Origin of the sequence: Intrasporangium sp., assembly GCF_051961875.1 — a bacterium.
GTDB lineage: Bacteria > Actinomycetota > Actinomycetes > Actinomycetales > Dermatophilaceae > Intrasporangium_A.
In genome coordinates this window covers 1-20,814 of sequence record NZ_JBQCCV010000274.1, presented here as the reverse complement: position 1 = coordinate 20,814, position 20,814 = coordinate 1, and the positions used below count along the sequence as shown (strand labels likewise).

17 protein-coding genes and 2 pseudogenes are annotated in these 20,814 nt (G+C 70.1%); 13 read left to right on the top strand and 6 right to left on the bottom strand.

Translation table 11 applies throughout. The features are described from left to right. From ACTHJJ_RS16925 to ACTHJJ_RS16910, 4 genes are all read right to left on the bottom strand, one after another. Window positions 1-687 (bottom strand): ABC transporter permease (locus ACTHJJ_RS16925; protein ID WP_440304116.1); only part of this gene is annotated, 687 nt, incomplete at its 3' end. Window positions 688-693: 6 nt separating this feature from the next. Then, window positions 694-1,782: an ABC transporter ATP-binding protein gene (locus tag ACTHJJ_RS16920; RefSeq protein WP_440304115.1), complete on the bottom strand. Its 1,089-nt coding sequence runs from the start codon at window positions 1,780-1,782 to the stop codon at window positions 694-696. Then, the gene (locus tag ACTHJJ_RS16915) at window positions 1,779-2,828 is read right to left on the bottom strand and encodes an ABC transporter ATP-binding protein (protein ID WP_440304114.1); all 1,050 of its coding nucleotides are present in this window, start codon (window positions 2,826-2,828) and stop codon (window positions 1,779-1,781) included. The genes ACTHJJ_RS16920 and ACTHJJ_RS16915 overlap by 4 nt, the downstream gene beginning before the upstream one ends. A gap of 17 nt (window positions 2,829-2,845) precedes the next feature. Continuing rightward, window positions 2,846-4,663 carry an ABC transporter substrate-binding protein gene (locus ACTHJJ_RS16910; RefSeq protein ID WP_440304113.1) on the bottom strand — a complete coding sequence of 606 codons (1,818 nt, stop codon included), beginning with the start codon at window positions 4,661-4,663 and terminating at the stop codon, window positions 2,846-2,848. Window positions 4,664-4,901: 238 nt separating this feature from the next. Here ACTHJJ_RS16910 and ACTHJJ_RS16905 point away from each other — a divergent pair, with 238 nt between their 5' ends. The 3 genes from ACTHJJ_RS16905 (at window position 4,902) to ACTHJJ_RS16895 (ending at window position 7,554) form a co-directional block, all read left to right on the top strand. Beyond that, window positions 4,902-5,585, top strand: coding sequence for a response regulator (locus tag ACTHJJ_RS16905; RefSeq protein WP_440304112.1), 684 nt, complete (start codon window positions 4,902-4,904; stop codon window positions 5,583-5,585). After that, complete coding sequence (locus ACTHJJ_RS16900) at window positions 5,586-6,971, top strand: ATP-binding protein (protein ID WP_440304111.1); 1,386 nt, start codon at window positions 5,586-5,588, stop codon at window positions 6,969-6,971. A 97-nt stretch (window positions 6,972-7,068) separates the two neighbouring features. Next, complete coding sequence (locus ACTHJJ_RS16895) at window positions 7,069-7,554, top strand: GerMN domain-containing protein (protein WP_440304110.1); 486 nt, start codon at window positions 7,069-7,071, stop codon at window positions 7,552-7,554. A 257-nt stretch (window positions 7,555-7,811) separates the two neighbouring features. Here the strand turns inward: ACTHJJ_RS16895 and ACTHJJ_RS16890 are convergent, their stop codons facing one another. Then, window positions 7,812-8,813, bottom strand: a complete 1,002-nt coding sequence (locus ACTHJJ_RS16890) for an NAD-dependent epimerase/dehydratase family protein (RefSeq protein ID WP_440304109.1) — start codon at window positions 8,811-8,813, stop codon at window positions 7,812-7,814. Window positions 8,814-8,892: 79 nt separating this feature from the next. Here ACTHJJ_RS16890 and pafA point away from each other — a divergent pair, with 79 nt between their 5' ends. The 3 genes from pafA to ACTHJJ_RS16875 all read left to right on the top strand — a co-directional run bounded on the left by pafA (window position 8,893) and on the right by ACTHJJ_RS16875 (window position 11,802). Next, complete coding sequence (gene pafA, locus ACTHJJ_RS16885; protein WP_440304108.1) at window positions 8,893-10,287, top strand: Pup--protein ligase; 1,395 nt, start codon at window positions 8,893-8,895, stop codon at window positions 10,285-10,287. 81 nt (window positions 10,288-10,368) lie between these two features. After that, window positions 10,369-11,385, top strand: a complete 1,017-nt coding sequence (locus ACTHJJ_RS16880) for an FKBP-type peptidyl-prolyl cis-trans isomerase (RefSeq protein ID WP_440304107.1) — start codon at window positions 10,369-10,371, stop codon at window positions 11,383-11,385. 30 nt (window positions 11,386-11,415) lie between these two features. Continuing rightward, window positions 11,416-11,802, top strand: a complete 387-nt coding sequence (locus ACTHJJ_RS16875; protein WP_440304106.1) for an FKBP-type peptidyl-prolyl cis-trans isomerase — start codon at window positions 11,416-11,418, stop codon at window positions 11,800-11,802. A gap of 3 nt (window positions 11,803-11,805) precedes the next feature. Here ACTHJJ_RS16875 and ACTHJJ_RS16870 read toward each other — a convergent pair whose 3' ends face one another. After that, complete coding sequence (locus ACTHJJ_RS16870; RefSeq protein WP_440304105.1) at window positions 11,806-12,915, bottom strand: DUF3866 family protein; 1,110 nt, start codon at window positions 12,913-12,915, stop codon at window positions 11,806-11,808. A 33-nt stretch (window positions 12,916-12,948) separates the two neighbouring features. Here ACTHJJ_RS16870 and ACTHJJ_RS16865 point away from each other — a divergent pair, with 33 nt between their 5' ends. The 7 genes and pseudogenes from ACTHJJ_RS16865 to ACTHJJ_RS16835 all read left to right on the top strand — a co-directional run. Next, window positions 12,949-13,932: a helix-turn-helix transcriptional regulator gene (locus ACTHJJ_RS16865; protein WP_440304104.1), complete on the top strand. Its 984-nt coding sequence runs from the start codon at window positions 12,949-12,951 to the stop codon at window positions 13,930-13,932. After that, window positions 13,932-14,921, top strand: a complete 990-nt coding sequence (locus ACTHJJ_RS16860; RefSeq protein ID WP_440304103.1) for a helix-turn-helix transcriptional regulator — start codon at window positions 13,932-13,934, stop codon at window positions 14,919-14,921. Before ACTHJJ_RS16865 ends, ACTHJJ_RS16860 begins: the two co-directional genes overlap by 1 nt. A 94-nt stretch (window positions 14,922-15,015) precedes the next feature. After that, window positions 15,016-15,336: a Sec-independent protein translocase subunit TatA gene (gene tatA, locus ACTHJJ_RS16855; protein WP_440304102.1), complete on the top strand. Its 321-nt coding sequence runs from the start codon at window positions 15,016-15,018 to the stop codon at window positions 15,334-15,336. Window positions 15,337-15,405: 69 nt separating this feature from the next. Further along, on the top strand, window positions 15,406-16,176 hold the full coding sequence (tatC, locus tag ACTHJJ_RS16850) for a twin-arginine translocase subunit TatC (RefSeq protein ID WP_440304101.1): 771 nt from the start codon (window positions 15,406-15,408) through the stop codon (window positions 16,174-16,176). Window positions 16,177-16,185: 9 nt separating this feature from the next. Beyond that, window positions 16,186-17,181: a diacylglycerol/lipid kinase family protein gene (locus ACTHJJ_RS16845; protein WP_440304100.1), complete on the top strand. Its 996-nt coding sequence runs from the start codon at window positions 16,186-16,188 to the stop codon at window positions 17,179-17,181. After that, window positions 17,181-20,018, top strand: a pseudogene (locus ACTHJJ_RS16840) (DEAD/DEAH box helicase). The gene ACTHJJ_RS16845 and the pseudogene ACTHJJ_RS16840 overlap by 1 nt, the downstream one beginning before the upstream one ends. 279 nt (window positions 20,019-20,297) lie before the next feature. Continuing rightward, a pseudogene (locus ACTHJJ_RS16835) lies at window positions 20,298-20,814 on the top strand (hypothetical protein); the annotation flags it as partial.

The following is a 20,814-nucleotide window of genomic DNA, read 5'->3' as shown; positions in this document are numbered from 1 at the left end:
GTTGGTGGCGCCGAGCGAGCGCGCCGCCTCCACGAACTCGCGTTCGCGCAGAGACAGCACCTGCCCGCGCACGATCCTCGCGACGGACGCCCAGCTGAAGAAGCCGATGACGAGGATCGTCACCAGCAGGCTCGGTCCGGTAATCGAGACGAGGGCGACCGCCACGAGCAGGAACGGCACGGAGAGGATCACGTCGACGAGGCGGGCGAGGATCGTGTCGACGATGCCGCCGAGGAACCCTGCGGCGAGGCCGACGATCACCCCGATGACGACGGTCAGTGCGGTCGCGACCACTCCGACGAGCAGGGAGATGCGGGCGCCATACGCGATGCGCACGAAGATGTCCCGGCCCAGGTCGTCCGTGCCGAGCCAGAACGTCCCGTTGGGGCCCCTCGGCAGGCCGTCGGGGGTCAGCCCGATCTGGCGGTACTGCTCGTTGACCGGGTGGCCCGTGATGGTCGTCGCGAGGGGCGCGAAGATCGCCATGAGGAGAACCAGGATGATGACGGCGAGCGAGATCATTGCCACCTTGTCCCGGCGGAGGCGTTGCCAGGCGAGCAGCCAGGGGCTGCGTCCCTCGATCCGTTTCAGGTCCACCGGCCGGGTCTGGGTAGTCTGCTCCTCACGGGTGAGGACGGCGTCCGTCTCCTCCGTGCGCGGCGTGTCGCCGGGCAGCGAGTTCGCCATCTGGGGTCAGCTCCTCTCGGTGAGCGGCGCACCGCCGTCTGTGGTGTCCTCGGCAGTGATCTCGGAGTCCCTGATGTTGGGGACCGCGAGCGCGAGGTCCTCCCCGACCGCGAGGGGGTGCAGGCACGCGGTGCGGTGGCTGGGCGGGTCGTCGAAGACCGGCGCCAGTGGCGGGTCAGTCACCACACAGTCATGCTGCGCCTTCGGGCACCGCGTATGGAAGCGGCAGCCGCTCGGCGGATTCGTCGGGGACGGCAGGTCGCCGGCGAGGACGATCCGCTCGCGACTGTCCGCGACGTCCGGGTCGGGCAGCGGCAGCGCGGACAGCAAGGCTCTGCTGTAGGGGTGCCGGGTCGTCCCGAACAGGTCGCCCGCGGCGGAGACCTCCACGATCTTGCCGAGGTACATGACGGCGATCCGGTCGCTGACGTGGCGGACGACGGACAGGTCGTGCGAGATGAATACGTAGGTGAGCCCGAACTCGTCCTGAAGGTCGATGAGGAGGTTGATGATCTGCGCCTGGATGGAGACGTCGAGGGCCGACACGGGCTCGTCGCAGATGACGAGCTTCGGCCGGAGGGCCAGCGCACGGGCGACGCCGATGCGCTGGCGCTGCCCGCCGGAGAACTCGGCAGGGAACCGGTTGTAGTGCTCAGGGTTGAGCCCGACGGTCTCCATCAGGTCCTGGACCTTGGTCTTGATCTCCCTGCGCGACCCGATCCCGTGGATGGTGAACGGGTCGCCGATGATCGCGCCGACCCGGCGCCGCGGGTTGAGCGAGCCGTACGGGTCCTGGAAGATCACCTGGATGTCGCGCCGCACGGGTCGCAGGTCTCCGCGCGAGAGGTTGCTGATGTCCCTCCCGTCGAACCACACCGTCCCCGACGTGAGGGGATACAGGCGGGCGATGCAGCGCGCCAGGGTCGACTTGCCGCACCCCGTCTCGCCCACGAGGCCGACCGTCTCACCGGGCATGACCTCGAGGCTGACGCCGTCGACGGCGTGGACGACGTTGTGCTCCCGGGCAAAGAGACTCGAGGAGCGGACGGGGAACGTCTTGACGACGTCCTCGACGCGCAGCAGTGGGTCGGTCATGCGGACCACTCCTCCGACTCGGACACCTCGGCCTCGGCATGGGTCTTGTCCGCCTGCTCCCGGTCGACCTGGCGCATCTCACGGTTGCTCGAGAGCCAGCACGAAGACAGGTGGCTCGGGTCGTCGAAGACCTCGGCCAAGGGGGGCGTCTCCTTCCAGCACAGGTCGAACGCATAGCGACACCGGGGAGCGAAGGGGCAGCCGGCCGGCAGCGAGATGAGCGAGGGCGGGGCTCCCGCGATCGGCGTGAGCCGGGCGCCGATGTCGCCCTGAGCAGGCAGGGACGCGAGCAGTCCCTCCGTGTACGGGTGATGATGGTCGTAGAAGATGGTCCGCCGAGCGCCCTTCTCCATGACCGCGCCGGCATACATGACGACGACCTCGTCGGACATCTCGGCGACGACACCGAGGTCATGGGTGATCAGGATGATCGCGGTGCCGTACTGCTCCTGCAGGTTGCGCATCACCTCGAGCACCTGGGCCTGCACGGTCACGTCGAGCGCCGTGGTGGGCTCGTCCGCGATCAGCAGGTCCGGGTCGAGGGCCATCGCCATGGCGATCATGACGCGCTGGCGCATCCCGCCGGAGAACTGGTGTGGGTAGTCGTCGATCCGGCTCTCCGCCCGTGGGATGCCCACGAGGGAGAGCAGGTGGGCCGCGCGCTGCCGCGCGGCCGCCGTGGAGATCCGGTGGTCGTGCGCCCTGATCATCTCGACGATCTGCCACCCCACCTTGTAGTAGGGGTGCAGGCTCGACAGCGGATCCTGGAAGATCATCCCGATCCGGTTGCCCCGGAACTTCTGCAGCACCTTCGTCGAGGCCCCGATGAGCTCGGTGCCGTCGAACTTGGCGGAGCCGGAGATCCGGGCACCCCTCGTCAGGCCGGTGATCGTCTGCGTCGCGACGCTCTTGCCGGAGCCGGACTCTCCGACGATGGCGAGCGTGGTGCCACGCTCGACATCGAAGGAGAGTCCGCGCACGGCCTCGACGACTCCGTCCGGGGTGTTGAAGGCAACCCGCAGGTCCCTCACCTCAAGTAGAGCCATCGTGCCCTTCCTTCCGGTCAGCCGCCCTGCTTGTCCGGGGACAGCCAGACGTTCGTCGGGTCGAAGTTCTGCATCGCCGGGACGTAGACGGCGTTGTGCACCTGCGAAGCGTGGTAGTTGGCCTGCTTCGGGTTGGTGATCGGGAAGAACGGGGCGTCCGACATGACCTGCTTGTCGGCCGCGGCCCAGAGGGTCCGCGCCTCGTCTTCCGTCTTGGCGTTCGCAGCCTTCGTGATCGCCGCGTTCGTCGTCGGGTTGTTGTAGAGCCCGAAGTTGCTGCCGACCGGCGGGAACGACGGCGAGCCGGAGAACAGCGGGTTGAAGAACGACAGCGCCGCGTTGCCGTACCAGTCAGCGCCCCAGCCTGCGACGGCCAGGTCCCAGACGCCGCGCTGGGCGACCGAGGGAACCTGCAGGTACTTGGTGTAGAAGTCGGCGTTCGGCGAGGGCACGCCCTCGACCTTGATGCCGGCCTTCGACAGGTCCTGCTGGGCCGTCTGGAAGGTCTTGCTGCTGCCCTCGGAAGAGTTCCGGTAGAGCATCTTCAGCGTCAGCCCGTTGGGGAACCCGGCCGCGGCAAGCATCTGCTTGGCCTTGTTCACGTCGTACGGGTAGAGGTCGAAGTTCTGCTCGCCGCCGACGATGTTGGAGGGCAGGACGTGGCTGAGGGCGTCGTTGAGATTTGGCCCACCGAGCACCTGGATGATGTTGCTGCGGTTGAGCGCGTAGGACAGGGCCTGGCGCAGCTTGACGTTGCCCATCGCCTTGTTGTTGTTCGGCGAGGCCGTGTTGAACACGATGTACGGGTTGCTCGACGCCGAGGGACCGATGTTGAGGTTCGGGTCCTTCTTGGCGATGAGGGCCGGCAGCTGCGAGGGCGGCGGGAAGTTGTCGAACTCCATGTCCGCGCTGGCGCTACCGGTCTGCAGCTGCTGCTGCGTCGAGTCCTGCGTGACGGTCTCGTTGATGATGATCTTGTCGACGTAGGCCTTGCGGACCGGGTCGCTCGCGCCGTCCCAAGCCGGGTTGCGCGAGAAGGTGATGTTCTTCGTCGGGCTGTAGCTGTCGATCTTGTACGGCCCGTCGGAGATCGTGTGCTGTCCGAGCTCTGGGCTCGCCGGCAGGTACTGGTCGTACTCCTTCGGGGCCGCCGAGAACGCCGGCAGCGTCAACATGTCGACGAAGTAGGCGGCCGGGTGCAGCAGGGTGAACTGCAGGGTGGTGTCGTCCTTGGCGACGACGCCCGGCAGGTCGGTCTTGTCCATGTAGTCGGCGACGCCCTTCGCGGACTTGTCCGTGATCTTCGCAAAGCCGTCACAGAACTGCGTCATGCCCTTGATGAGGTCCTCGTAGTCGGGGAGTCCACCGAAGGGCTGGACCGGGTTGCAGGTGCGCTTGATGCCGCGCACGAAGTCCGCTGCCGTCACCTGCCGCGCCGGCGAGGTGTCCCACTTGACCCCGTTGCGGATCTTGATGGTGTAGGTCATGCCGTCGGAGCTGAGGCCGTTGCCCGTCGTGGGGATCGACTCGGCGATGTCGGGCACAGCCTTCGTCGTCTGGCCGTCGATGGCGGGGTAGGTGAACAGCTGCCGGCTCCAGATCCTGTTGGCCAGGTAGCCGATGCTGTAGTAGGTGATGTTCGGGTCCATGTAGTCGACGTCGCCCGACCCGAGCATGTTGAGCGTGCCGCCCTTCACCGCCTGGCCGGTGCCCCCGGCACCGCCCGTCGGCCCACCGCTCGAGCTGCTGGGCGACCCGCCGCACGCCGCCAAGCCGATGAGGCTCAGCGTCGAGGCGGCAGCGACGAGTGCGACCCGTCTTGTCCTGGTTGTCATGTCACTCTCCTTCGAGACTACGTCTCGTGGAACCGACTCCGGACCCGGATCGCCCGGTTTCCGGTCTTGCGGCTGTCACGCTAGGCACGCACTGGGGCACCGACCGAGCTCTGCGCCGACCTGTCATCCGAGTGTCATGTCCCTGTCACACAGCGGGCCCGAATGTGACAGCGATATGACGGCTCGCGATCCAGCCGGTACTCAGCGCATGTCCAGCAAAGAGAGCAGAATGTGGGGTGTGACCCGCCAGCTGCTCCTCGTCGAGGACGACTCCAGGGTGCGCCGCGTGCTGCGGATGGCGCTCGAGGACGAGGGCTTTCATGTCACCGAGGCCGCGGACGGTTCCCAGTGCCTCGCGGCGGTGCGGGAGCACACCCCCGACGTCGTGCTCCTCGACGTCATGCTCCCGGATCGGGACGGCTTCTCCGTCTGCCGCGAGATCCGCAAGGACACCGACGTGCCCGTCATCATGGTGACTGCCCGCACGGACAGCCACGACGTCGTCGCCGGTCTCGAGGCGGGGGCCGACGACTATGTGACGAAGCCTCTTGTCTCCAAGGAGCTGGCGGCCCGCATCCGGGCCCTGCTGCGGCGGGTCGAGCCGTCCGTCGGCCAGCATCACAAGCGTGTCCGCTTCGGCGACCTCAGCGTCGGGCTCGACGATGGGGTGGTTCTCCGGGGTGACGAGGAGCTCGCCCTCACGCGGACGGAGTTCCGCCTCATCGCCGAGCTCGCCGTGGCGGACGGGGGGATCTGCAGCCGCGAGCACCTGCTGGACCGGGTCTGGGGCTATGGCTATTTCGGCGACAGCCGCATCGTTGACGTCCACATCCGCCGCCTGCGGATCAAGGTCGAACGCGATCCGGCCAACCCGCGCCACGTCGTGACGGCCAGGGGACTCGGCTACCGGCTGGTGGGGTAGGTGCGACGCCGAGGGGCTCGCGCGCGGTCGAGCCGCCGCCGGGGACTGGGCCTGCGGGACCGGGTCTCCATCGCGTTCGGCCTGCTCGCACTTGCCCTGTCGGCGCTGCTGTCGCTCATCGCCTGGGGGGTCGTGTCGCAGTACCTCGTCGGGGAACGCCAGTCCGCGGCGCTCGCGCAGGCCGACCTGCACCGTTCGCTGCTCGCCAGGGGCGTCGTCGAGCGCCAGGAGTCGGTCGCCCTCCTGCTCAACGGGCTGCCCACCAACGGTGCGACCGGTGCGACCGCCGTCGTCGGAGGACGCTGGTACGCCACGTCGCCCCGGGTGCAGCCGGCCAACCTGCCGAACGAGCTCATCGCTGAGGCGATCGCGGGCGAGACTGCCACCCAGCGGATCAGGCTGGAGGGCGGGCTCTACCTCGCCGTCGGCATCCCGCTCGCCCAAAGCGACGACGCCTTCTTCGAGGTCTTCCCGCTCGACGAGACCGAGGAGACCCTGCGGACCCTGTCGTGGGTCCTCGCCGCGACCGCCGGTGCCACGACCCTCCTCGGCGCGGCGTTCGGGCGGGTCGCGAGCGGCATCTCGCTGCGACCCCTCAACGAGCTCAACTCAGCCGCCGCCCTGGTCGCCGGTGGCCAGCTCGACGCCCGGCTGCCGATCGGGGACGATCCCGACCTCACGCCACTTGCGCTCTCGTTCAACCGGACCGTCGGCGAGCTGCAGCACCGGGTCATGGCGGACGCCCGCTTCGCCGCCGACGTCGGGCACGAGCTGCGCACCCCGCTCACGACCATGCTGAACTCGATGCAGGTGATCAAGAACCGGGAGAACCGGCTGCCGCCCGAGCTGCGGGAGCCGCTCGAGCTGCTCGAAGGCGACCTCGAACGTTTCCGGGCCCTCGTGGTCGACCTGCTCGAGATCTCACGCCACGACGCGGGGGAGCAGCTCGTCCTCGCGCCTGCGGCGATCGGCCAGCTCGTCCGGCTCGCCGCCGACACGGCTGCCGGACGGCCCCTCACCACCGTCGACGAGAGCGCCCGGCACGTCACGGTCGCCGTCGACAAGCGGCGGCTCGAGCGGGCCATCGTCAACCTCGTGAACAACGCAGAGGCACACGGTGGCGGGTGCGTCGGCGTCGTCGTCTGCCTCCAGGGCCACGACGTGCGAATCCAGGTCGACGACCGCGGGCCGGGCGTGCCCGAGGCTCGCCGTGCCCTGGTGTTCGACCGCTTCGCCCGTGCGGGCAACGCGACGAGCGGTGGAGTCGGCCTCGGCCTTGCGATCGTGCGCCGGCACGTCGCCGCCCATGGCGGGTCTGTCGGCGTCGAGGACCGTCCGGGAGGAGGTGCGCGCTTTGTCATCACCCTGCCCCTTGCTCGGCCGTGAGGGTCGGCCCCGTCGCCGGGCCTGTCGCCGACTCCTCTCGTATGGCGCGTGCCTCCTGCTGCTCGCCGGCTGCGGTATCGGCCCGCAGACCGAACCGGTGATCGTCAGCATCCCCCCGCAGACCGCGATCCCTGTGCCGACGACGGTCATGGAGGGCGTGCCGCTCAGTGTGCAGGTCTACCTCCTCGAGGGTTCCCACCTGTTCCGCGTGACCAGGACCGTGCCGCCCGGTCCGGGCATGCAACCCACGCTCTCGGCGATCTCCGCCACGCTGTCGCCGGACGAGCGCGCCCAGGGGTTGAGGACGGCCCTGCCCCCGTCGGTCCGGCCGCTCCGTGGGTCGATCACCGGGGGAGACATCGCCAAGATCGAGGTCCCGCCCGGCTTCGACCGACTCCCGGTGCAGGAGCAGATCAACGCCCTTGGGCAGATCGTCTTCACGATCACCGCGGACACCTTGGCCACTGGCGTGCAGCTCGTCGAGGACGACAAGCCAGTCGCCGTGCCCGATGCCAGCGGGCAGCTGCAGAACCGTCCGGTGACGCGGGAGGACTACGCCGTGCTGGCCCCGCGCAGTGCCTGAGCTCCGTTGGGCCGGTGGGGCGCTCACCTCCGCGTCCCCGGCGGTTGGATCGGCAGGTGCGTCGTCTTGACGGATCTGGCTGCCTGAAGGCACGCGTCTGAGTCAGTGCGACGCATGTGGTCCGGGTGGCGGGCGCGGCAGGTGAGTGGTGCGCGCGACTCAGCGGCGGCGCACCCTGACGGAGAGGTGACGGGAGTACGGAACTGCGCCGCCGATGTCCGGAGCGAGCGACACTCGGCCCCGTGCCTCCTCCGGGGTCAGCGGAGGCGGTCGATCAGGGCGAGCTCGTCGGCCCGGTCCAGGCCGGCACCACGGCGCGGGCGGTCGAGGCCCAGCTCCTCCTCCCAGGCCGCTGCATCCCGGACCGTCTGGTCCAGTGAGCGGTGGGTGAGACCGGCGCGGCCTGCAGCGGCACCGCTGCGGTCCATGAAGGCGCACCACTCCGGATCCGCGATCCAGAGCGGGAGCGAGTGCTGCCCCATGAACTCCTCGACCCCCGCGGACTGCAGTGCCTCGTCGGATGCGGTCACGATCTCGCCGGTGAAGGCCGCGGCCCGGGCGCAGGCGTGGAGCACGTCGTCGAGCGGCACAGCGGGACCGGCCGCGTTGCACACTCCGGTGACGCCCGCGAGGCCGGCCGTCACGATCCAGGTGGCCAGGTCATCGACGTGGACCCACTGGACGTGGCGGTCCCGACGCTCGGGGACGAGCACCGGGCCGCCATCCTGTGCGGCAAGGGCGAACCGCCCCGGCCAGTAACCGAACCGGTCGCTGCGGTCGCCCGCCCCGACGATGAGGCCCGCCCGGACGATGAGGGCATCGCCGCTGCGCACCGATCGGACCGCCCCCTCGCAGGCGACCTTGCCCTCGCCGTACTCCTCGGGCGTGGCGAACGCCGTGTCGAGGGCAGGCAGGGTCTCGGCCGACTCGTCGGCGCCGGGCTCGTCATGTCGGGCATAGACAGACGCGGAGCTGACGAGCACCCAGGCGCCGGCGTGGTCCCCGAGCGCTCGCACCGCACCGCCGGCGTGGATGGGCTGGCGAGCGAGGTCGACGACGAGGTCCCAGTCGCTCGATCCGAGCTGAGCGGCATACACACCCTCGTCGTCGCGGTCGCCGCGCACCAGGTGGGCGCCCTCGGGGACCGAGCCGCTCGACCCGCGTGCGAGGCACGTGACCTCGAGCCCGGCATGGAGCGCGACACGGGCGACGGCGCCGCCGAGCCAGGAGGTGCCGCCGAGGACGAGGATGCGCGTCATGGGGTAAGGAGACCACGAGGGGCCGCGCCGGGAAAGGATGTTCCCGGCGGGCCCAAGATCGGCAACCTAGAGTGGATTCATGGACCGGCGGATCTTCGGGATCGAGAACGAGTACGGCGTCACCTGCACGACTCGCGGCCAGCGCCGTCTCACGCCGGACGAGGTGGCCCGCTACCTCTTCCGCAAGGTCGTCGCGTGGGGTCGGTCGAGCAACGTCTTCCTCGGCAACGGCGCCAGGCTCTACCTCGACGTCGGCTCGCACCCGGAGTACGCCACGGCGGAGTGCGACTCGGTGCGGGAACTGGTCATCCAGGACAAGGCGGGGGAGCGGATCCTCGAGGGCCTTGTCGAGGACGCCCAGCTGCGACTGGAGGACGACGGCGTCGAGGGCGAGATCTACGTCTTCAAGAACAACACCGACTCGGCCGGCAACTCCTACGGCTGCCACGAGAACTACCTCTACAGCCGGTCCGGCGACTTCCAGCGCGTGTCGGACATGTTCATCCCGTTCCTCATCAGCCGGCAGATCACATGCGGCGCCGGCAAGGTGGTCGCGACCCCCCACGGCGCGACTTTCGCGGTGAGCCAGCGCGCCGACCACATCTGGGAGGGCGTCTCCTCGGCCACGACGCGCTCGCGCCCGATCATCAACACGCGCGACGAGCCGCACGCCGACGCGGAGAAGTACCGACGCCTGCACGTCATCGTGGGCGACTCGAACATGTCCGAGACGACGAGCATGCTCAAGATGGGCTCCGCCGACCTCGTCCTCCGGATGATCGAGGCAGGCGTCGTGATGCGCGACCTGACGCTCGAGAACCCGATCCGGGCGATCCGCACGATGAGCCACGACATCACCGGCCGGGCCACCGTGCGGCTGGCGAATGGCCGCGAGATGTCGGCGCTCGACATGCAGCGTGAGTACCACGACAAGGCAGCGGAGTTCGTGGACCGGGAGGGCATCGTCTCCGACGACGTCAAGCACGTCCTCGACCTCTGGGGCCGGGCGCTCGACGCGATCGGAGCCGGCGACCTCGACGCCGTCGGGACCGAGATCGACTGGGTGATCAAGCACCAGCTGATCGAGCGCTACCGGGCCAAGCACGGCCTCGAGCTGTCCGACCCGCGGGTGCTGCAGATCGACCTTGCCTACCACGACATCAACCGCCGCCGCGGCCTGTTCAACCTGCTCCAGCGCCACGGCCGGACGGCGCGGGTCGCGAGCGATGTCGAGATCTTCGAGGCGAAGGTGCGACCGCCGCAGACGACCCGGGCCAAGCTGCGCGGTGACTTCATCCGCGCCGCGCAGGCTCACAGCCGGGACTTCACCGTGGACTGGGTGCACCTCAAGCTCAACGACCAGGCGCAGCGCACCGTGCTCTGCAAGGACCCGTTCCGTGCGGTCGACGAGCGGGTCGAGCGGCTCATGGAGTCGATCGAGCGGTCGTCGCCGCCGCGCCACCGGCCGCTCTGAGCCGAACGGCCCGCGGGAACTCATTCATACGTTGGGGGGTTAAAGTGGCGTCGCTCTGCCCCCTAGCACCTCGAGGTCCTTGTGCGTCTCTCCCGTCCTGCGCTGGCCATCGCCGCAACGCTCGGCCTGTCCCTGCTCGCCGCGTGCGGCTCCTCGAGCCCCACCTCGGGTGGGACCTCGACGGCGACACAGAGCGGGGCGACCGGCACGGCCTCGACGCCGCTGCCCGGTGCCGTCGGGATCGACGCCGTGACCGCCACCGGTCCGCTCGACTTCACGACCGCGCCGAAGGTCGACTTCACCAAGAAGCCCGTCTCCACGAGCGAGGTCACCTCGAAGGTCCTCGTCCAGGGCAGCGGCCCCGAGTCGACGACCAAGGACACCGTCATCATCCGGGCCCAGATCTTCAACGGCACGAGCGGCAAGCTCGTCGACAACGGCTACGAGAAGGGCCGCACCACCGAGGGCTTCCGCCTCGGCCGCACCGACCTCATCAAGGGGTTCGCCAAGGGCCTGACCGGGGTGCAGAAGGGTGAGCGGGTCGCCTTCACGATCCCGCCGAGCGAGGGGTTCGGCACCGCCGGCAACCAGAACATCGGCATCGGTCCGAACGACACGATCGTGGTCGTCGCCGACGTCAAGGACCTCCATGCCTCGCTGACCGAGGTCACCGGCAACCAGGCTCCGAGCCCGGCTGGCCTGCCGAAGGTCGAGTTTCCCAAGGGCCCGACGCAGGCCCCGACCGTCACCGTGCCGAAGACGGCCGCCCCGACCAAGACCGAACAGGCGACGCTGATCGAGGGGAGCGGCCCGACGGTCCAGAAGGGCCAGACGATCACGGCCCAGTACCACGGCGTGCTCTGGAAGGACGGCTCCGTCTTCGACTCGTCGTGGCAGCGCGGCGCCCCCGCGGACTTCCCGATCGGGGTCGGCCAGGTCATCCCCGGGTGGGACAAGACGCTCGTCGGCAAGAAGGTCGGCAGCCGGGTGCTGCTCGTCATCCCGCCCGCGGACGGCTACGGCTCGCAGGGGATGGGTGACAAGATCTCGGGTACCGACACGCTGGTCTTCGTCGTGGACATCCTCGACGCCTACTGACCGACGTCCGACCACGGAAGCAGGAGCAGCATGGCATTGGACCCGAACCGCACCAAGCCGGAGATCGACTTCCCGGAGGGCGACGCGCCCACCGACCTCCTCATCGAGGACCTCATTGTCGGTGACGGCGCCGAGGCGAAGGCCGGCGACACGGTGAGTGCCCACTACGTCGGCGTCTCCCACTCGACGGGGGAGGAGTTCGACTCCTCCTGGGGGCGCGGCCAGCCGCTCGAGTTCCGGCTCGGGGTCGGCATGGTCATCCCGGGGTGGGACCGCGGCATCCAGGGGATGAAGGTCGGTGGCCGGCGCAAGCTCACCATCCCGCCGCAGCTCGCCTACGGCGACCGGGGTGCCGGTGCCGCGATCGGTCCGGGGGAGACGCTCATCTTCGTCGTCGACCTCGACGACGTCCGGTAGGAGTCAGCGACCGAGGTCGCTGTGCAGAAGTCGGGCGGCGAACCGCCCCGCGACGGCCGAGGCGAGGAAGCTCGCCCGGTCGTCGTCGTATCCGCGGCCCATCGTCGACAGCCGGACCGGTGTCCCTCGCAGGGCTTCGCCGAGCCCGTCGCAGCCCACCTCGTGCGGGGTCAGCCGCCCGTCACTGCCCGCGCACAGCGCGTGTGCCTGCTCCCTTACCCGGTCCCCGACGGGGCCGGGCAGGAGCGGGACGGGCACGTCCGCCTGCACGAGGGCAATGCGTCCGTATGCCGTTGAGCTGTGGTGCGAGAGCCCGCGGTGCCTCTCGCGTGGGTCGGCTTGGGAGACGCGGAGCGCACAGACCGGCCGGCCGCGCAGGACGCCGGCGGCGTTGACCGCCTCTCCGGCCGAGGTGCCGGAGAACCCCCAGCGGGTGCCGGTGCCGAGGTTGCCCGGGCCCTGGGCCACGACGACGAGGTCGGCGGCGACGACGTGCCGCGCGGCGAGCAGGCCGGTGTGGACGTTGACCGCCTCCAGGTCGCCGCCGTGCGCCTGGCCGACGGTGATCGAGGCGGCGAGCCAGCCGGCCTTGCGCAGGGCCGCCACCGTCCGGGAGAAGTCGATGGGCAGGGCGCCGCCGTCCGTCATGACGTAGGCGACCCGGAGGCTCGGGTCGGTCTCGCGGATCCCGGCGATGAGCGCCGGCAGCGCGGAGTGGAGGGCGGCGACGACGACCGGCAGCGCTGCGAGGTCGTCGGCGTCCTCGAGGACCCCGTGGTGCTCGCTGTCCTGCTCGTCGACCCCCAGCACCATCGTCTGGCTCGGGGTGTAGCGCGCCTTGACGAGGTGGCCCGGCACCGACCGCACGTCTGGGACCGGCTCGGGGAGGTCGTCGGGGGCGGCCACGATGATGGCGAGGCCACCCGTGCCCAGGCCACGCTCGAGCGCGGTCGTGTTGAGCAGCACGCGGGTGCCCGGTGCCAGCTCGCCGACGACGTCGAGGTAGCCGAGCGCGCGGACCGTCTCACCGGAAGCCAGCTGGGCGGCATACTCCCGGGCACCTGCCCAGCTGGAGCGGGTCGCCACGACGACAGCGGAACGCCACTGAATCATGCGGTGAATGTACCGACCGGATAGGTTGACGCCATGAGCCCTGCGTCGCCGTCTGCCGAGAAGACCGAGCGGTTGCTCAACCTCATCCTCGCGCTCAAGTCGGCCCGCCGGCCCGTGTCGAAGCAGCGCCTGCGCCAGTCCATCGACGACTACCGCAACGCGTCGTCGGTGGAGGCCTTCGACCGCATGTTCGAGCGGGACAAGGACGACCTGCGCGAGCTCGGCATCCAGGTGCGGGCGACCGTTCTCGACCCGTTCTTCGACGACGAGGTCGGCTACCGGATCGACTCGTCCGAGACAACGCTCCCGGCGATCTCCTTCGAGGCGGACGAGCTCGTGGCCCTGGCCCTCGCGGCACGCGCGTGGTCGGGTGCCAGCATCAGCGGGTCCGCCGCGGCGGCGCTGCGCAAGCTCCGGCTCGGTGGTGTCGAGGTCGACGAGGCGATCCCTGCGGGCGTGGAGCCGCGGATCCGGACCAAGGAGCCGGCGTTCGACGCCGTCCATGCCGCGGTCCTTGCGCGGCAGCCGATCACCTTCGAATACCGGCGCTCCGACGGCACGGTCTCGACGCGCCACGTGCAGCCATGGGTGCTCAAGAGCTGGCGCGGCCGGTGGTACCTCGCGGCGCACGACGTCGACCGGGGCGAGAGGCGCGCCTTCCGGCTAAGCCGGTTCGTCGGACCCGTGCGCAAGAAGGGCAAGGCCGGCACCTATGAGGTGCCGCCCGATGCCGGTGTCGACGTCGACCTCGGGGGACCCGAGAGCGAGGAGGAGCGCGGCACAGCGGTCGTCCGGGTTCGGCGGGGCACCGGACACAGCCTGCGCCGGCAGGCGTTGCGTGAGTCCCGTGTGGGGGAGGACTGGATCGAGCTGGAGGTGCCCTGGGTGCGCGGACGGACGGAGCGGGACGTCGCCGCGCTCGGCGCGGGGGCGGTGGCCGTGAGCCCGGACGAGCTCGTCGAGACGGTGCGCACTGCGCTGGCCGGTGCGGCCCAGGCGCACGGAGGCAGGAAGTGATGGCCACCCGACGACCGGTGCCGGAGACCGCGACGCAACGGGTCCAGCGACTCCTCTCGATGGTGCCGTGGCTGTTGCAGCATCCCGGTGTGGCGGTGGCCGAGGCGGCGGACGAGTTCGGCGTGACCGAGCAGCAGATCGAGGAAGATCTCGCCCTGCTCTTCGTCTGTGGCACGCCTGGCGGGACCCACGCCGAGCTCATCGACGCGCAGTGGGAGGACGGGCACATCTACCTGTCCAACGCCGACGACATCGCCGAGCCGATGCGGCTCACGCGTGACGAGGCGGTCACTCTCACGGCCGGGCTGCACGCGCTCGTCGCCTCACTCGTCAACCCCGACGTCGTGGAGCGGACCCTTGCCAAGCTGCGCACCGCGAGCCTGGAGGTCGACACGCCCCGGCTCGACCTCGAGATCGACGACGGCCGGCAGCACCCGGCGATGGAGCCGATCCGCGAGGCGCTGACGGGGCGGCGCCGGCTCCACCTGACCTACTGGGTCCCCTCACGGGACGAGGCGACCGAGCGTGACGTCGACCCGATGCGGGTGCTCAACCTCGACGGTCACTGGTACCTCGAGGGATGGTGTCACCGGGCCCTCGGGGTCCGTCTCTTCCGCCTCGACCGGATCGAGTCGGCGCTCGTCCTCGACGTCGACGGCACACCGCCCGAGGGTGCCCGCCCCCGCAACCTCGACGTGGACGTCTTCGTGCCCGGGGAGGACGACCTGACCGTCGTCATCGAGGCCGAGCCGGAGTCCGCGTGGATCGGGGACTACTACCCGACGGAGTCGGTCGAGCACCGGGACGACGGCACCGTCGTCGTCACGATGAAGGTCTCCGACCCGGCCCTCGTGCGCCGCCTCATGCTCCAGCTCGGTGGCTCCGCGCACGTCGTCGAGCCCGTCGACCTCGCCGAACGGATCGCCGAGGAGGCGCGGTCGGCCCTGCTGGCCTACGAGGGCCCGCCGGCTGTCCACGAGGCCGGGTGACGCAGCGTACGTACCGGCTGCGCGTCACGTAGACTGAGGCCGCGGAAAGGCCGTGGACCCACGAGGGTCCCTGAACTCCAAGGAGCAACCGAGCATGCTGCGCAACCTGAGCCCCGCGCACATCATGGTCGTCGTGGTGTTGCTGGTGTTGCTGTTCGGCTGGAAGAAGCTGCCTGACATGGCGCGCAGCCTCGGCCGTTCTGCCCGCGTCTTCAAGTCGGAAGTCGACGAGATGCGCAACGACGGCAAGCCTCAGGGCGAGACGACGCTGCCGACGCCATCCACGGGGATCGAGGACCGTCAGGCGGATTCGGTCGCCCGGCAGGCCGCCGACGACAAGATCGCCGAGGCGGAGGCGCGTCTTGCCGAGGCCCGCGCGGAGGCTGAACGTCTCCAACGCGACCAGACCCTCTGAGTGGCGTATCGACCACCTCGGGTAACTCGCATGCCACCCCTGCTCCGGAAACGTAACCCGGAGGGCCGGATGACGCTCGCGGAGCACCTTCGTGAGCTGCGCAACCGGGTCGTCATCTCCGCCCTCGCCGTCATCGCGGGCGCGGTCGTGGGGTGGCTGTTCTACGAGCAGGTCCTGCAGGCGCTGACCCGACCGCTCTACGAGCTGGCGTCACAGCGTCACGGCGGCGTGGTCAACATCAACTTCTCGGGGATGACCGATGCGTTCTCGATCCAGCTCAATGTGTCGCTCTTCGTCGGGCTCATCCTCGCCTCCCCGATCTGGCTGAGCCAGATCTGGGGGTTCGTCGTCCCCGGACTGACGAAGAAGGAGAAGCGGATCGCCCGGCTCTTCGTCGTCGCGGCGGTCCCGCTCTTCGTCGCGGGCTGCGCGGTGGCGTTCTTCACCATTCCCCGGATGGTCGCCGTCCTGCTCAGCTTCACCCCACCGGGGGCGTACAACCTGCAGCAGGCCACCGACTACCTCAACTTCGTGCTGCGGTTCATCGTCGCCTTCGGCTGCGCCTTCCTGCTGCCGGTCTTCATGGTGGCCCTCAACCTCGTGGGCGTGCTCCCGGCGAAGGCGATGCTGCGGGCCTGGCGACCCGCCGTCATGATCATCTTCGTGTTCGCAGCGGTGATGACCCCGACGCCGGATCCGTGGTCCATGTTCATTCTTGCCGGCCCGATGTGTGTGCTGTTCTTTGCCGCGGTGGGCGTCTCCACCCTCCTGGACCGCCGCGCCGACGCCAGCCGGCCGGACTGGCTCGACGTCCCCGACGACCAAGCGTCGGCCATGTAGCGTTCGGCTGTGTCCGAGGAAGCGTCCGCACCGAGCGACGGGGCCGGGTCGTCCCCGGGGGTGGCGGAGCAGGCCGGGCGCGCGGAGTCTCAGGAGCCCGCCGAGCACATCGCACTCGTCGTCAACCCCACGTCCGGCAAGGGAGCCGGGCGCCTCGTGGGCCAGCGCACGCTGGAGCTGCTGCGCGAGGCGGGATACCGCGTCACCGACGCCAGCGGGTCCTCGCTGGCGGAGGCACGGAGCCGGGCCGAGGCCGCGATCGAAGCCGGCGCGGGGACGGTGTGCGTCGTCGGTGGAGACGGGATGGCCCACCTCGGGATCAACGTGACGGCCGGGCGAGCGGTCAACCTCGCCCTGGTGGCGGCCGGTACCGGCAACGACTTCGCCCGCAACCTCGGCCTGCCAATCCATGACCCCGACGCTGCCGTCCGCCTCGTCCAAGAGGGGCGTACGCGCCGCGTGGACGCCGGCCGGGTGGAGACCGCGGAGGGCAAGCGCTGGTTCGGGGGGGTCCTCGGTGCCGGTTTCGACGCGGTGGTCACCGCCCGGGCGGCTCGTATGCCGTGGCCCCACGGCCAGATGCGCTACAACCTCGCGATCCTGCGCGAGCTGCCCGTCTTCCGGCCGATTCCCTATGCCATCGAGTGCGACGGCGAGCGGCTCGCGACCCGAGCGATGCTCGTCGCCGTCGCCAACACCGCCTCGTTCGGCGGGGGGATGCGGATCTGTCCCCAAGCGGATCCCGCCGACGGCCTCTTCGACGTGCTCATCCTGCACGCCATCTCCATCCCGCAGTTCCTCCGCGTTTTCCCGTCGGTCTACTCGGGACGACACGTCGGCCACCCGCGGGTGGAGATCCGGCGAGCCGCGCGGGTACGTCTGGAAGCGGTCGGCGTTCCGGCGCAGGCCGATGGTGAACCGTTTGCCCCGTTGCCTCTGGAGGTGGAGAACGTGCCGGGCGCCCTGAACGTCGTCGCACCGACCTCGACGGGAAGGACCCGATGATGCCTGCCGCGTGGCCACGGCTTGCCGAGTTCGCCGTACAGCTCGACTTCCCCCTCGACGACTTCCAGGTCGAGGCGTGCCGGGCCGTCGAGGACGACCGCGGCGTGCTCGTCGCGGCGCCGACCGGGGCGGGAAAGACCGTCGTCGGGGAGTTTGCGGTCCACCTTGCCCTGCAGCAGGGTCGCAAGGCCTTCTACACGACGCCGATCAAGGCGCTGTCGAACCAGAAGTACAACGACCTGGTCCGCCGCTACGGCCCGGAGCGGGTGGGGCTGCTCACCGGGGACGCGTCGATCAACGGCGAGGCGCCGGTCGTCGTGATGACGACCGAGGTGCTCCGCAACATGATGTACGCGGGCTCGCGCACCCTGAAGGGCCTCGGCTGGGTGGTCATGGATGAGGTGCACTACCTCGCCGACCGCTTCCGGGGAGCGGTGTGGGAGGAGGTCATCATCCACCTGCCCCCCGACGTGCGAGTGGTGTCCCTGTCGGCCACCGTCTCGAACGCCGAGGAGTTCGGCGCCTGGCTGCGCGAGGTGCGCGGTGAGACGGAGATCGTCGTCTCCGAGCACCGTCCGGTGCCCCTGTGGCAGCACATGATGGTCGGCCAGACCCTGTTCGACCTCTTCGTCGAGGAGTCGACCGGGGATGGTGGGCGGGCCCGGATCAGTCCGGACCTGCTCCAGAGCATCCGCGGGGTGGAAGCCCGCGGCAGCTGGGACTCTCACTTGTCCGCGGGACCACCGCGTCGCGGCCGTGGCCGCGGTGACGGTGACGGCCGTGGGCACGCCAGGGGCAACGGGCGGGGGCGCGGCTGGGGACGCGACGACTGGGGTCCCCAGGGCCGCCGTGTGGGTGGCCCCGGTGGCGGTGAGGGAGCCCATGGCTTCGCGCGAGGGAGCCGACCGGGCGGCGGAGCCACCCGAGCCGAGGTCATCACCCGACTCGATCGTGACGGCCTGCTCCCCGCGATCACCTTCATCTTCAGCCGGGCCGGTTGTGACGCCGCCGTCGCCCAGCTGCTCGCGAGCGGGATGCGCCTCGTCCCGGAGGCCGAGGGGGAGCGCAACCGCCGCCTGGTCGAGGAGCGCGTCCAGGCGCTCTCCGATGAGGATCTCGGCGTGCTGGGGTACTGGGACTTCGTCGACGGGCTCTCCCGGGGTTTCGCCTCGCACCATGCGGGCATGCTGCCGACGTTCCGGGAGATCGTCGAGGAGCTGTTCACCGCCGGGCGAATTCGCGCGGTCTTCGCGACCGAGACGTTGGCCCTCGGCATCAACATGCCGGCGCGCACGGTCGTCCTCGAGCGACTCGTGAAGTTCAACGGCGAGAGCCATGTCGACGTCACGCCGGCCGAGTACACCCAGCTGACCGGTCGTGCGGGACGTCGCGGCATCGACATCGAGGGCCACGCAGTCGTGCTGTGGAACCGGAACCTCGACCCTGAGGCGGTCGGCGGTCTCGCCTCCACCCGGACCTATCCACTGCGGTCGAGCTTCCAGCCGACCTACAACATGGCGGTCAACCTCGTCCGCAGCATGGGCCGCGAGCGGGCACGCTCGATCCTTGAGAGCTCGTTCGCGCAGTTCCAGGCGGACCGGGCCGTCGTCGGGTTCGTCCGGACCGTGCGGCGCAACGAGGAGGCGCTGGCCGGCTACGCAGAGTCGATGCAGTGCGACCTCGGTGACTTCCGGGAGTATGCCGCGCTCCGCAACGAGATTCGCCACCTCGAGAAGGAGGGTGCGAAGCGGCGGTCCGCCTCGCTCAAGGCGGCAGCGGCCGTCTCCCTCGAGACGCTGCGCATCGGAGACATCATCCGGATCCCGGCGGGTCGGCACCGGGGCCTGGCGGTTGTCGTGCTGCCCAACCGCGGCGGCAAGGGCGAGGCCGCCTCGCCCGCCGTCGTGACCGAGTACCACCATCTGCGTCGCCTCTCCCTGCACGACGTGCCCGGTCCCATCGAGCCGCTCGGGTCGATGCGCGTGCCCAAGCACTTCAACCCCAAGAACCCGAAGGCGCGCCGCGATCTTGCCGCGTCCCTGCGCGCCTCGATGCCACACGACCCCCCGCCCCGGCCGGGTGAGCCGGTCCTCGACTCGGCAGCGGACGACCGGATCGACGAGCTGCGGCGCCGGATGCGTGAGCACCCCTGCCACGAGTGCCCCGATCGGGAGAACCACGCCCGATGGGCGGAGCGGTGGTGGCGGCTGCAGCGGGAGACCGAGGGGTTGCAGCGCAAGATCGAGAACCGAACCGGGACCGTCGCGAAGACGTTCGACCGGATCTGTGAGCTGCTGATCCGGATGGGCTACCTCGACGCCGACGGCGAGCACGTGACGAAGCACGGCGAACAGCTTCGGCATCTCTACACCGAGAAGGACCTCTTGGCTGCCGAGTGCCTGCGCGAGGGGGTCTGGCGCCGCCTCGACCCTGCTGGGCTGGCCGCGGTCGTCTCGGCCCTCATCCACGAGCCCCGGCGGGAGGAGGCGGGCCTGGCGCCGCGCTGGCCCACCGAGGATGTGCGCGAGGCCGTGGAGAGCATGGTGGACATCTGGTCCGACATCGACGACGCGGAGGGCGACCTCGGCCTACCTCGCACCGGCGCACCGGACGCCGGCATCGCCTGGGCCGTCCACCGGTGGGCGAGCGGTCGCCGCCTCGAGTAAGTCCTGCGCGGCAGTGAGCTCGCCGCGGGTGACTTCGTCCGACGGTGCAAGCAGGTGGTCGATCTCCTCGGACAGCTGACCGACGCTGCCGACCCGGTCCTGCAGGAGACAGCCCGGCTCGCCGCTGGTTCCGTGCTGCGGGGCGTCGTCGCGGCCGACCGCATCGACTGACGCCCTTCCCAAACAGATGGTATGCCGCTGAGCTGGGCTTGGTTGCGTGCGCCTCGTCCCGCTGGTGGGGTGCCACGAAGGTGGTTTGGGGGCAGTGGCGGGAGCGCTGTCAGTGGCCTTGGTTAGGGTTGAGGTGCGAACCCACGGCGTGAGCCACGATCGGCGAATCTGCCTGATGGTGAAGCGTATTCGCTGTGGATGAACCTCCCTTCGACAGTTCATATCGGGTAGAATCGAAGAAATCTTCGACACCGGTGTGGAAGGGTTGAGGTTCTGGTCATGGTCCCCGATGCGGCGCTCCTGGAGCGGTTGCGGCAGCAGATGTCGCAGGTGCAGCAGCGGCACGAGCGGGACCGGCAGGGCGCCGCCCGGGCGTTCTGGAAGAGCCTGACCCCGCCGGTCGGCGACAGCCCCGAGGGTGGCCGCCCGGACGAGCTGGGTGGCTCGGATTCCGCGTCCGGTTCCCCTGCGGCGGGCCGGCAGAAGCGCCGCACTGGCCGGGACGGCCGGGGTGCCGGCGCTGGCCGGCATGGCGGCAGTGCCCCGGCCGGCGGGCCTGGTGTTGGTCGGGGTCGGCGGCCGGGGCCGCGGGCGCGGGCGAGTGCCCGGCCGGTGGGTCGTGGCGTGTGGGCTGATGTGGGCCCGGGCGGGCCGCTCGAGACGTACCCGTCGCAGGTGCAGCAGCGGCACGAGCGGGACCGGCAGGGCGCCGCGCGGGCGTTCTGGAAGAGCCTGACCCCGCCGGTCGGCGACAGCCCCGAGGGTGGCCGCCCGGACGAGCTGGGTGGCTCGGATT

Coding starts and splice junctions, on each gene's coding strand:
- ACTHJJ_RS16920 (WP_440304115.1), bottom strand. CDS start 1,782: ATGACCGACCCACTGCTGCGCGTCGAGGACGTCGTCAAGACGTTCCCC.
- ACTHJJ_RS16870 (WP_440304105.1), bottom strand. CDS start 12,915: ATGATTCAGTGGCGTTCCGCTGTCGTCGTGGCGACCCGCTCCAGCTGG.
- ACTHJJ_RS16860 (WP_440304103.1), top strand. CDS start 13,932: ATGGCCACCCGACGACCGGTGCCGGAGACCGCGACGCAACGGGTCCAG.
- pafA (WP_440304108.1), top strand. CDS start 8,893: ATGGACCGGCGGATCTTCGGGATCGAGAACGAGTACGGCGTCACCTGC.
- ACTHJJ_RS16915 (WP_440304114.1), bottom strand. CDS start 2,828: ATGGCTCTACTTGAGGTGAGGGACCTGCGGGTTGCCTTCAACACCCCG.
- ACTHJJ_RS16890 (WP_440304109.1), bottom strand. CDS start 8,813: ATGACGCGCATCCTCGTCCTCGGCGGCACCTCCTGGCTCGGCGGCGCC.
- ACTHJJ_RS16865 (WP_440304104.1), top strand. CDS start 12,949: ATGAGCCCTGCGTCGCCGTCTGCCGAGAAGACCGAGCGGTTGCTCAAC.
- tatC (WP_440304101.1), top strand. CDS start 15,406: ATGACGCTCGCGGAGCACCTTCGTGAGCTGCGCAACCGGGTCGTCATC.
- tatA (WP_440304102.1), top strand. CDS start 15,016: ATGCTGCGCAACCTGAGCCCCGCGCACATCATGGTCGTCGTGGTGTTG.
- ACTHJJ_RS16910 (WP_440304113.1), bottom strand. CDS start 4,663: ATGACAACCAGGACAAGACGGGTCGCACTCGTCGCTGCCGCCTCGACG.
- ACTHJJ_RS16875 (WP_440304106.1), top strand. CDS start 11,416: ATGGCATTGGACCCGAACCGCACCAAGCCGGAGATCGACTTCCCGGAG.